Source organism: Mycobacterium sp. TH-M25 (genome assembly GCF_057473665.1).
Genome location: NZ_JBYCLA010000501.1, coordinates 1 through 9,037 on the forward strand (window position 1 = coordinate 1; position 9,037 = coordinate 9,037).

The following is a 9,037-nucleotide window of genomic DNA, read 5'->3' on the forward strand; positions in this document are numbered from 1 at the left end:
CGGGGGCGCGCACCGTGATCAAGGCAAGCTTGGACAACTACCTGGGACTATTCGACCGCATCGGAATGCAGACCAGCCTGGCGGGTGAGGAAGCGCAGGAAGGGTTCCGTGCGTTCAAGGAGAAGCGGTCACCCAGTTGGGTGCATCCCGACCTGCGCGTCGCCGGCCGTCTGTAGGCCGACATCGGGCCGGCGCATCTGGCTGCGTGTGCCGCTGGTCTACTTCGGTGTGAAACGCTGAGCGCCGTCGAGGCGCAGCACCTCGCCGTTGACATAGCCGTTGGTGAGCAAGAATACCGCCGCGTCGGCGTACTCGCTGGGGGCTCCGAGTCGCCTGGGGAAGGGCACATTGGATGCGAACTTGGCGATCGCCTCCTCACCGACCGACTCCATGATCGGCGTCTTCATTGTTCCCGGGGCGATAGTGTTGACCCGGATGCCCACCGATCCCAGATCACGGGCCGCGGCCAGTGTTAGCCCGATGACACCGGCCTTGGCCGCGGCGTAGGCGGTTTGCCCGATCTGGCCTTCGTAGCCGGCGATCGACGCCGTCAGCACCAGCGCGCCGCGCTCTCCGTCCTCGCGCGGTGCGGCCGTTGCGACCGAGGCGGCGACCAGTCGAGCGACGTTGTAGGTGCCGTTGAGGTATAGGTCGATCGTCTTGGTGAAGCCGCCGAAATCCGCTGGGCTGCCATCCCTTTGGACGATTCGTTGCGCGACTCCAAAACCACCGTGTGCCACGTCCCCGTAACGCAGCTGACCGAGTTGATTGGCCTGCTCGATAGCGGCCAGGATGCTGTCCTCGCTGGTGACATCGGTGCGGACGAAAACGGCGCGGTCGCCCAGCTCATCAGCCAGCGCCTTACCCTTGTCGTCGGCGAGATCGGCGATCACCACGCCCAGGCCGTCGTTGTGTAGACGCCGCACGGTCGCCTCGCCCAAACCTCCCGCGCCGCCACTGACTATGGCCGACGCGCCGTCGAATTGCTGTAGGTTCAACAGTCCTCCTTGATAACAGAACTTTTCATTGGGTTAGGTTGCCGTGCCGGCAGCTCCGCGTGGAGGCCACAGCCGCACACGGCCTTTAGAGAGCCGGCCGCGGTGTGGACGTCAGGTAGAAGTTAGGGGTCAGGTCTTCCTCGCGTGCGGCGAGACGGTACTGGGCCAGATCCTCGATACCCTCCTCGCGCAACACCTCTTCGTCTGTATAGAAGTGACCGCTGCAGTTCGCGGCGGGGCGGGTTACCAGTGCGTGCATCGCGTCGGCCATGATGCGTGGACTGCGCGCCTGCGCCCGCACGACGTCCTCGCCCATCGCCGCCATCATCCCGGTGCTGGCGACGGTGGTGGCTGGCCACAACGAATTGACGGCAATGGGAATCGACGCGAATTCCGCGGCCCAGCCCAGGGTCAGCAGGCTCTCGGCGTACTTGGCGACGGTGTGGCCGAGATGCGCGCCGACCCATGCTGGCGCCAGGTCCAGCGGCGGGGACACGTTGACGATGTGCGCGTTGTCCGAGGCTCGTAGATGCGGAAAAGCCGCCTGCACCACCGCGAACGGACCCTCAACGTTTACCGCGAGCAGACGCTCGAACATCTTTAGCGGTAGCGCGGGGGTGCGACGCAGATCGAGCGCACCCGCATTGTTCACCACGATGTCGATGGCGCCGAAGGTCTCGGCGGCCTGTGCGACAACACCGGCGACGGCCTCGGTGTCGCGCACGTCGCACATCAGGGGCAGCGCCTTACCGCCCGCCTCCTGCACCGCCTCGGCGGTTTCGGCGAGGGTACCCGCGATCTTGGGATTCGGGGTGTCCGTCTTGGCCAGTAAGACCACACTGGCCCCATCGGCAGCCGCGCGGACTGCGATGTCGCGGCCGATACCCCGGCTCGCCCCGGTGATGACGACAACACGATCCTTCAAGGTGCGCAAGCCGCCGTCGGCCACGATGCATCTCCTTCTAGCTCCGGTTGAACCTTGTCCTGAAATGCTATAACTATATAGCTTATTAATGGGGCGCCAGATGCGGCCGCCCCGCCGCCGGATTGAAGCGAGGCACTATGACCCATGTCGTCTCGATCGGCACCTATCTGCCGCCATGGCAGGTCGGTGACCGCCGCGTCAAAGGGCCCGACGAGGATGCGCTGACCATGGCGGTCGCCGCCGGCCGGGCCGCCGATCCCGACGCATCGGCGCACCGGGTGATCATGGTGTCGCGCAACTTCCCGCTGCTGGAGGGCGGCAACGGTGCGGTGCTGCTGGCCGGCCTCTCATTGCCGGCCGACACCCCGGTGGCTGAGGTCCTCGGCGGGGCGCCGGCGCTGCTGGACCAACTCGTCAGCGCCCCGGACGACACACTGGTGATCGCCGCCGACGACAACGAGGCCGCGGCGGGGGCGTCGGCGGTGCTGACCGGCCCGGCCGGCACCACGCTGGCCGCCGCGGCGCGTCAGGCCCGCAGCCTGCCCATGCTGGCCCGCGCCGATGACGGTTCCCGCCACGTATATCTTGATCCCCGGCTGCAGCGCGAGGTCGGGGTGCGGGCCACGGTCGCACGCCTGGGTCTGACCGGGTCTCCCGTCGTGGCCGCGGTCGCCGGGGCAAAGGCCGGACAGCTCGGCGGAGGCTTCGACACGTCCGCCGCACTCGACGATGCAACGGTGTCGGCCGCCGCGGTCAGCCGATTGTTGGCCGACGTGATCGACAACCGCACCCCCGGCCTGCTGTTCGCCATCGAACAATCCGCGGTCAGCGTCAGCGAGCTGACGCTCGCCGACACGCCACCGCGGATCGTCCGCGACGAGGTGCCCGCCCGTGACCTGCCCAAGACACGCGTGGCAGACGGTGTGGGCATCCCGATCTCGCTACCGGCCTACGCACGTGCGTTCGAGCCGAAAATTCGCTGGGAAGCAGCGGTTTTCGAGGAGCGTCCCGGAATCGACGCAGCCCCTCAGTTCCCGCCGCGGGTCCGTGTCGACGATTCCGGCGTACTGTCTGACCACTACCGGCTCGAGCCGCTGCCGCGTACCGGCACCGTCTACACTCACACCACGATCCGGATTCCGGTCCCCGACCTGCCCAGCCCGTACTCGCTGGCGGTGGTCCAGCTGGACGAAAGCCCGGTGCGCGTCCTGCTCAAGGTCACCGGCGTGCCGGCGGGGGAGGCCACCATCGGGCAAGCGGGCGCGGTGGTATTGCGCAGGATCGCGACCCGTGCAGGCATCCCCGACTACGGGTACGCCTTCTGGCCGGGGCGCACCGAACGGCACACGGCACAAGGAGCCCGGGTATGAGGAACGTCGCAATTGTCGGTGCCGGGATGACCCCGTTCGCCGAACATTTCGGCCCGGGGATTAAAGACCTCGTGCCGATGGCCTATGCCGAAGCGGTGGCCCACGTCGACAAGGGCATCACAAAGTCCGAGATCGAGGCCGCCTGGTTCGGGGAGCTGTCCACCACCGATGGATTCCCGTCCGGAATCCTCGCCGACACCCTCGATCTCACCGACATCCCCGTCACGCGTGTCGAAAATGCCTGTGCGACTGGCAATGACGCGATCCGAAACGGGACCCTGGCCATCGCCTCCGGCCTCTACGACGTCGTGCTGGTGCTCGGCGCCGACAAAGTGCGCGAGACGGCGACGAACGCGACGTTCTGGGAGTGGGCCGCCATGACCCGGGACAACGCCTGGGACTATCCACTGGGCCTTGTCGCACCGGCCAACTTCGCCTTGCACGTCACCCGTTATCTGCATGAGTCACCGGCGACCCGGGAGCACATGGCTATGGTGGCGGTCAAGAACCACTTCCACGCGCTGAACAACCCCAAAGCCCAGCTGCGCTACGAAATCACCGTCGAGCAGGCACTGGCCGCGCCCATCGTGGCCGAGCCGTTCGGACTCTATGACTGCACCCCCCAGTCCGACGGCGCCGCCGCGGTGATCCTGGCCGCCGAGGATGTCGTCGGCCGCTATACCGACAGGCCGGTGTGGGTGCGTGGTGTCGGCCTCGGTATGGACCGGGTCATGCACCAGCACAAAAACGACATGACCACCTTTCCCCCGACGGTGCGGGCCGCGAAGGCGGCACTCAAGATGGCCGGTCTCACGCCTCGCGACATCGATGTCGCCGAGGTGCACGACTGCTTCACCGGTGTCGAACTGATCAGCTACGAAGATCTCGGCTTCGCCGAGCGCTTCGAGGCGTACAAGATCGTCGAAGGACGTGAGAACTACGTTGGCGGCGCGATCCCGATCAACCCCAGCGGGGGACTGAAGGCCAAGGGCCACCCGCCGGGCGCTACCGGGGTCGCCCAGTGCTACGAGCTGTTCAACCAGTTGCGTGGGGAGGCCGAGAATCAGGTCGATGGCGCGCGAATCGGGTTGGCGCACAACATCGGCGGTCCGACAGCCGTCTCCGCGGTGACGATCCTTTCCCGCGACCGGGCCTGAGCCGCCCGAGGCGATACCTGCCTGGCCGCTCAGCGGTAGGCGGTCAGCCGCGCGGTGATCGCCACCTTGTCATCGTCGCCGATCGCCCGGGCATCGCTGACCGCGGAGGTGCGGCCGATGCGCAGTGGCGTTCCGACGTACCGAGAATTGTGGCCGGCGATGAACGGGCGCAAGAAGTTCACCCGTAACGACGCGGTTCGCAGCGGATCACCCGGTTGGTCGGCGTTGATTGCCGCCGATGCGGTCAGCTCCAGCCCGGCCGCGGCGACACCACCATGCATGATGCCGATCTCGTTGTTCAGATCCGGGTCGACACGCTGCCGCAGTACCGAGGTGCCGTCGCCGCAGCTGTCAACATCGACCCCCATCAGATCCGACAACTGTCGCGTCGACCCCCGGTATGAGTCCGCGGGACGTTGGACCCGCCGACCTTCTGCCGGGATGAAGTACGAACGAACCGCGCCGGCGCCGATGACGGTTCCGCCTAAGCTCAGCGTGCACAGTGAAAGGGTCGTGCCGCCGACGGGGCCCAGCGGGCGTGCACGGGCGAGCACCGGTTTCTCGACGTCGGCCCACTCGGCTGGGCTGAGCTCCAGTGTCAGTTCCGTTGTCACCGTCCACTGATCGCTACGACGACGGTAATGGTGGACATGCCGCCGGCGGCGTCGACGAGAATGGCCAGCAGACCCACCGCCGGCGCGCCGGTAAAGGGGTTGCGCAGGCCCGCTATCGGCATCGACATCGCGATAGCCGCATCGGCGAGATTGGCCTCGAGGAATTCGACTCCAAACCGCACCCGGATGCTGTCCGGTGTCTCGATGTCGCGCTGAACCTCCTCCTCGGTTATGCGGTTCATTCGAGAAGGTCGACGACGGTTGACAACTTGGATCCGGCGAACAGAAACTCCTCTGCCTTCATCAGATGGCGTTGCCAGAGCTCACCCGCCTTGTCCGCGTCGCCGGACTTGATCAGTTCCAGGACCATGCGATGCGTCGTGGCCGAACGGCGCAGCGCCTGCTCTGCGGCTGCGCCCTCGGTCGGCTGCAACGAGCGGTTGGCCTTTTCGATGATGTGATGCAGCATGGCGCTGACGATCTGCTGCGTCTTGTTACCCGACAAGCGCGCAATAGCGGCGTGGAAGTCGGTCATCTTGTCGATCGACTCGATACCGGGCTGCAGTCGGGATTCGTGTTCGACGATCCGCTCGAGCTCGGCGATGGCGTCGGGGTCGGCCCCATTGGCCAACGCCACCACCATGGGTGTTTCTAGGTTGGCCCGGGCATCGTAGACGTCTTTCAACGTCACGCCCTCGTACTCCAAGATCAGCCCGGCGTATCGGGCCAGCGTCTCGCGCCGTGGACGCGTCACCCGCGCGCCGCCACGCACGCCACGCTGCACCTCGATCAAGGACTCGGACTCCAGCACCCGAAACGCCTCGCGCAGCGTCGGGCGCGACACCCCGAACCGCTCCATCAGCTCCGATTCCGGGGGCAACATCGAGCCCTCGCTGATCTCACCGCGGATGAACATTCTGCGCAGCACGGTGGCCACGCGATCGGCCATCTTCGGTTCCCGAAGATTGGTGACCTCCATAATCGCCTCCGCCTCGCTGAATCAACTAACTGTCAGTGCAGATCAACCGACTCGCCGCAGCCCGAGCGGGTGTCGGCCAGTGCGGAACCTGACCAGCGTCAGTAGCCCATCGACCGGCCCATCAGATCCTTCATGATCTCGGTGGTTCCGCCGTAGAGGCGCTGCACCCGGGAATCGCGCCACAGCCGGGCCACCTCGTATTCGTTGATGTAGCCGTAGCCCCCGTGCAATTGCAGGCAACGGTCGATGATCTCCCACTGCACCTCGGTGGTCCACCACTTCAGGCCTGCGGCGTCCTCGGCCGTCAGTTGGCCCTCGTTCAGCGCCAGGACACACTGGTCGAGGTAGGTTTGCGCGGCGTCCAGCTTGGTCTGCATCTCGGCCAAAAAGTGGCGGTTCACCTGGAACTTGCCGACGGGCTGACCGAACGCGGTGCGCTCGAGTGCGTAGTTCTTCGTCAGCTCCAACGCGCGCCGGGCCATCGGCAGGCCGTAGCAGGCGATGCCCAGCCGCTCGCTCGGGAGGTGCGAAAGGAGGTGGTAGAAGCCGCGGTTGAGCTCGCCGACGAGGTTCTCCTTGGGGACCCGGACGTTGTCGAAGAACAGCTCGGCGGTGTCGGCGGACCATTGGCCGATCTTGTCGAGCTTGCGGCCGCGGGTGAAGCCCTCCATGCCGTCCTCGATCATCAGCAGACTGATGCCTTTGCGGCCGGCCGACGGCTCGGTCTTGACGGCGGTCAGCACGAGCTTGGACAGCAGCCCGTTGCTGATGAACGTCTTCTGGCCGTTGACCACCCAGTGGTCGCCGGCATCCGTCGCGGTGGTCTTGATGCCCGCCAGGTCGGAACCGGCGGCCGGCTCCGACATTGCGATCGAGCCGATGTACTCACCGGAGATGAACTTGGGCAGCCAGCGCTCTTTCTGCTCCTTTGTCGTGAGGTCGTCGAGATACGGCACCAGGATGTCGTTTTGCACGCCCAGACCGATGCCCACCGAACCGGTGGCCATCATCTCCTCAGAGAGAATCTGGTTGAAACGGTAATCGGTGAGTCCCATGCCGCCGAAGCGCTCCGGCAGCGCCCAGCCGATCAAGCCATGCTCACCGGCGGCGCGCCATGCCTCGCGGCTGACCTTGCCTTCGCGTTCCCACTTCTCGCTGTAGGGCGCGCATTCACGTTCGAAGAACGCGCGTGCGGTGGCGCGAAATTCGTTGTGGACGTCGTCGAAAATATTGCGGCGCATGTGGTTTTCCTTCCTCAGCTGCAGGCGACGAGCGCAGGCAAGGGGCGGGTCGGGGGATGCATCTCGAATAGTCGCTCGTCGAGCAGGGCTTCCAGCTGAAGGTGGGATTCGCACAGCGCGTCAACCTGGAACCCTCGCGCGGTATAACGGTTCAGATCGTGCTCGGCGGACAGGGCGATCGCGCCGCACACCTGCAGCGCCGCGTCGTTGACGGCGCGGTGCGCCTGTCCGGCCGCAGCCTTGGCGGCCTGCGCTGACAACCGCGCACCGAAGCGCCACGAGGCGCGAAGCGGAACGTACGACCTGTAGTCACGGTGACGGCTGGCGGCATCGGCAGGGGCGGTCAACCGGGACCCCCTTCGTGACGTCGCGGACAACCCGTCGGCTAATCCGCTAAACAATTATCTATAAATGAGTACAATAAACCACGCCGACAGTCCAGCGAGAGGAAGCTCTGATGACGGCTTCGCCAGTCGCCGCAACCACCGTCCAGTTCAACCCCGAATCGCGCCTGTATATCGATGGTCGCCTGCGCGAATCCGCGACGGGCCACACCGTCGACAACCTCAATCCCGCGACCGAAGAGCTGTTGGGCGTGGCAACAGACGCCAGCGCCCAGGACATGGACGAGGCGATCGCAGCGGCCCGTCGGGCCTTCGACACCACGACCTGGTCCACCGACCGCGCGTTCCGGCAGCACTGCCTGATGCAGCTGCACGAGGCGTTGCAGCAGGAAAAGGAGGACATGCGCGCGGAGTTGGTGGCCGAGGCCGGCGCTCCGCGGGGCATGACCTATATCGCGCAGTTGGACTGGCCGTTGGCCGAGGCGATCCGCTGGCCCGCGCAGTACATCTCCGACTTCCCCTGGGAGCGCCAGCTCGAGGAGGCCGCCCTGATGGGCGTGCCCTACAACCGCGTCGTGGTCAAGGAGCCGATGGGTGTGGTCGGCGCCATCACGCCGTGGAACTTCCCCGTCGAGATCATCAGCAACAAGGTCGGCCAGATCCTGGCCACCGGCAACACGATGGTGCTCAAACCGGCGATGGAAACACCCTGGAGCGCGCTGCGCTGGGGCCGCATCATCGCCGAAAAGACCGACATCCCGGCCGGTGTGGTGAACATCGTGCCCGCGTCGGACAACGACATCGCCCAGCGCCTGCTGACCGATCCGCGGGTCGACATGATCTCCTTCACCGGCTCGACCGCGGTCGGTGAACTGATCGGTCGGCTGACCGCGGCGACCATGAAGCGCAACCTGATGGAACTCGGTGGCAAGTCGGCCTATCTGCTGCTCGACGACGCCAATCTGGCCGAGACCGTCCCAGGATGTATCGGCGCGCTGATGCACTCGGGCCAGGGCTGCGCGCTGACCACCCGGATGTTGGTGCCCAGATCGCATTATGACCAGGCCGTCGAACTGGCCACCGCGGCCTTTGCCGGGGTCACCATCGGCGACCCGAGCGATCCGGCCAACTTCTGCGGTCCGTTGGTGTCGGCCAAACAGCGCGACCGGGTGATGGACTACATCCGGGTCGCCAAGGAACAGGGCGCCCGGGTGACCGTGGGCGGCGGCAAGCCCGAGGGGCTGGACCGCGGCTACTTCGTTGCGCCGACAGTTCTCGCCGACGTCGCACCCGAGCACCGGGTCTTCCAGGAGGAGATCTTCGGTCCCGTCATCACGATCACCCCGTACGACGGTGGTGACGACGGCGCCGTGGAGATGGCGAACAACTCCACCTACGGGCTGGCGGGC

At 66.1% G+C, this 9,037-nt stretch carries 9 protein-coding genes and 2 pseudogenes; 4 read left to right on the forward strand and 7 right to left on the reverse strand.

All coding sequences use genetic code 11. The annotated features are described in order from the left end of the window. A pseudogene (locus AC2VOU_RS16860) lies at nt 1-176 on the forward strand (enoyl-CoA hydratase/isomerase family protein); the annotation flags it as partial. 42 nt (nt 177-218) lie between these two features. Here the strand turns inward: AC2VOU_RS16860 and AC2VOU_RS16865 are convergent. Together AC2VOU_RS16865 and AC2VOU_RS16870 are read right to left on the reverse strand one after the other, a co-directional pair. Further along, complete coding sequence (locus tag AC2VOU_RS16865) at nt 219-998, reverse strand: SDR family oxidoreductase (RefSeq protein WP_486958398.1); 780 nt, start codon at nt 996-998, stop codon at nt 219-221. Between the two features lie 85 nt (nt 999-1,083). Beyond that, nucleotides 1,084-1,947 (reverse strand): SDR family oxidoreductase, encoded by an 864-nt coding sequence (locus tag AC2VOU_RS16870; protein WP_486958399.1) that lies wholly within the window; start codon nt 1,945-1,947, stop codon nt 1,084-1,086. Nucleotides 1,948-2,060: 113 nt separating this feature from the next. On the opposite strand from AC2VOU_RS16870, the gene AC2VOU_RS16875 reads away from it, so the two are divergent. Both AC2VOU_RS16875 and AC2VOU_RS16880 read left to right on the forward strand, forming a co-directional pair. Then, on the forward strand, nt 2,061-3,293 hold the full coding sequence (locus AC2VOU_RS16875; protein WP_486958400.1) for a Zn-ribbon domain-containing OB-fold protein: 1,233 nt from the start codon (nt 2,061-2,063) through the stop codon (nt 3,291-3,293). After that, a complete protein-coding gene (locus AC2VOU_RS16880) occupies nt 3,290-4,450 on the forward strand; it encodes a thiolase C-terminal domain-containing protein (protein WP_486958401.1) in 1,161 nt (386 codons plus the stop codon). Before AC2VOU_RS16875 ends, AC2VOU_RS16880 begins: the two co-directional genes overlap by 4 nt. A gap of 29 nt (nt 4,451-4,479) precedes the next feature. Here AC2VOU_RS16880 and AC2VOU_RS16885 read toward each other — a convergent pair whose 3' ends face one another. The 5 genes and pseudogenes from AC2VOU_RS16885 to AC2VOU_RS16905 all read right to left on the reverse strand — a co-directional run. Next, nucleotides 4,480-5,064: a PaaI family thioesterase gene (locus AC2VOU_RS16885; RefSeq protein WP_486958402.1), complete on the reverse strand. Its 585-nt coding sequence runs from the start codon at nt 5,062-5,064 to the stop codon at nt 4,480-4,482. Further along, nucleotides 5,061-5,306: a hypothetical protein gene (locus AC2VOU_RS16890; RefSeq protein ID WP_486958403.1), complete on the reverse strand. Its 246-nt coding sequence runs from the start codon at nt 5,304-5,306 to the stop codon at nt 5,061-5,063. Before AC2VOU_RS16890 ends, AC2VOU_RS16885 begins: the two co-directional genes overlap by 4 nt. Next, nucleotides 5,303-6,043 (reverse strand): FadR/GntR family transcriptional regulator, encoded by a 741-nt coding sequence (locus tag AC2VOU_RS16895; protein WP_090422608.1) that lies wholly within the window; start codon nt 6,041-6,043, stop codon nt 5,303-5,305. The genes AC2VOU_RS16890 and AC2VOU_RS16895 overlap by 4 nt, the downstream gene beginning before the upstream one ends. 98 nt (nt 6,044-6,141) lie before the next feature. After that, nucleotides 6,142-7,284 (reverse strand): acyl-CoA dehydrogenase family protein, encoded by a 1,143-nt coding sequence (locus tag AC2VOU_RS16900; RefSeq protein ID WP_486958404.1) that lies wholly within the window; start codon nt 7,282-7,284, stop codon nt 6,142-6,144. 14 nt (nt 7,285-7,298) lie between these two features. Further along, nucleotides 7,299-7,574, reverse strand: a pseudogene (locus AC2VOU_RS16905) (acyl-CoA dehydrogenase family protein); the annotation flags it as partial. A 167-nt stretch (nt 7,575-7,741) separates the two neighbouring features. On the opposite strand from AC2VOU_RS16905, the gene AC2VOU_RS16910 reads away from it, so the two are divergent. Further along, a partial coding sequence (locus AC2VOU_RS16910) for an aldehyde dehydrogenase family protein (RefSeq protein WP_486958405.1) occupies nt 7,742-9,037 on the forward strand: 1,296 nt, incomplete at its 3' end.

Excerpts from the sequence above, each read along its gene's own strand:
- AC2VOU_RS16900 (WP_486958404.1), bottom strand. The coding sequence starts at position 7,284 with ATGCGCCGCAATATTTTCGACGACGTCCACAACGAATTTCGCGCCACC.
- AC2VOU_RS16895 (WP_090422608.1), bottom strand. The coding sequence starts at position 6,043 with ATGGAGGTCACCAATCTTCGGGAACCGAAGATGGCCGATCGCGTGGCC.
- AC2VOU_RS16890 (WP_486958403.1), bottom strand. The coding sequence starts at position 5,306 with ATGAACCGCATAACCGAGGAGGAGGTTCAGCGCGACATCGAGACACCG.
- AC2VOU_RS16875 (WP_486958400.1), top strand. The coding sequence starts at position 2,061 with ATGACCCATGTCGTCTCGATCGGCACCTATCTGCCGCCATGGCAGGTC.
- AC2VOU_RS16880 (WP_486958401.1), top strand. The coding sequence starts at position 3,290 with ATGAGGAACGTCGCAATTGTCGGTGCCGGGATGACCCCGTTCGCCGAA.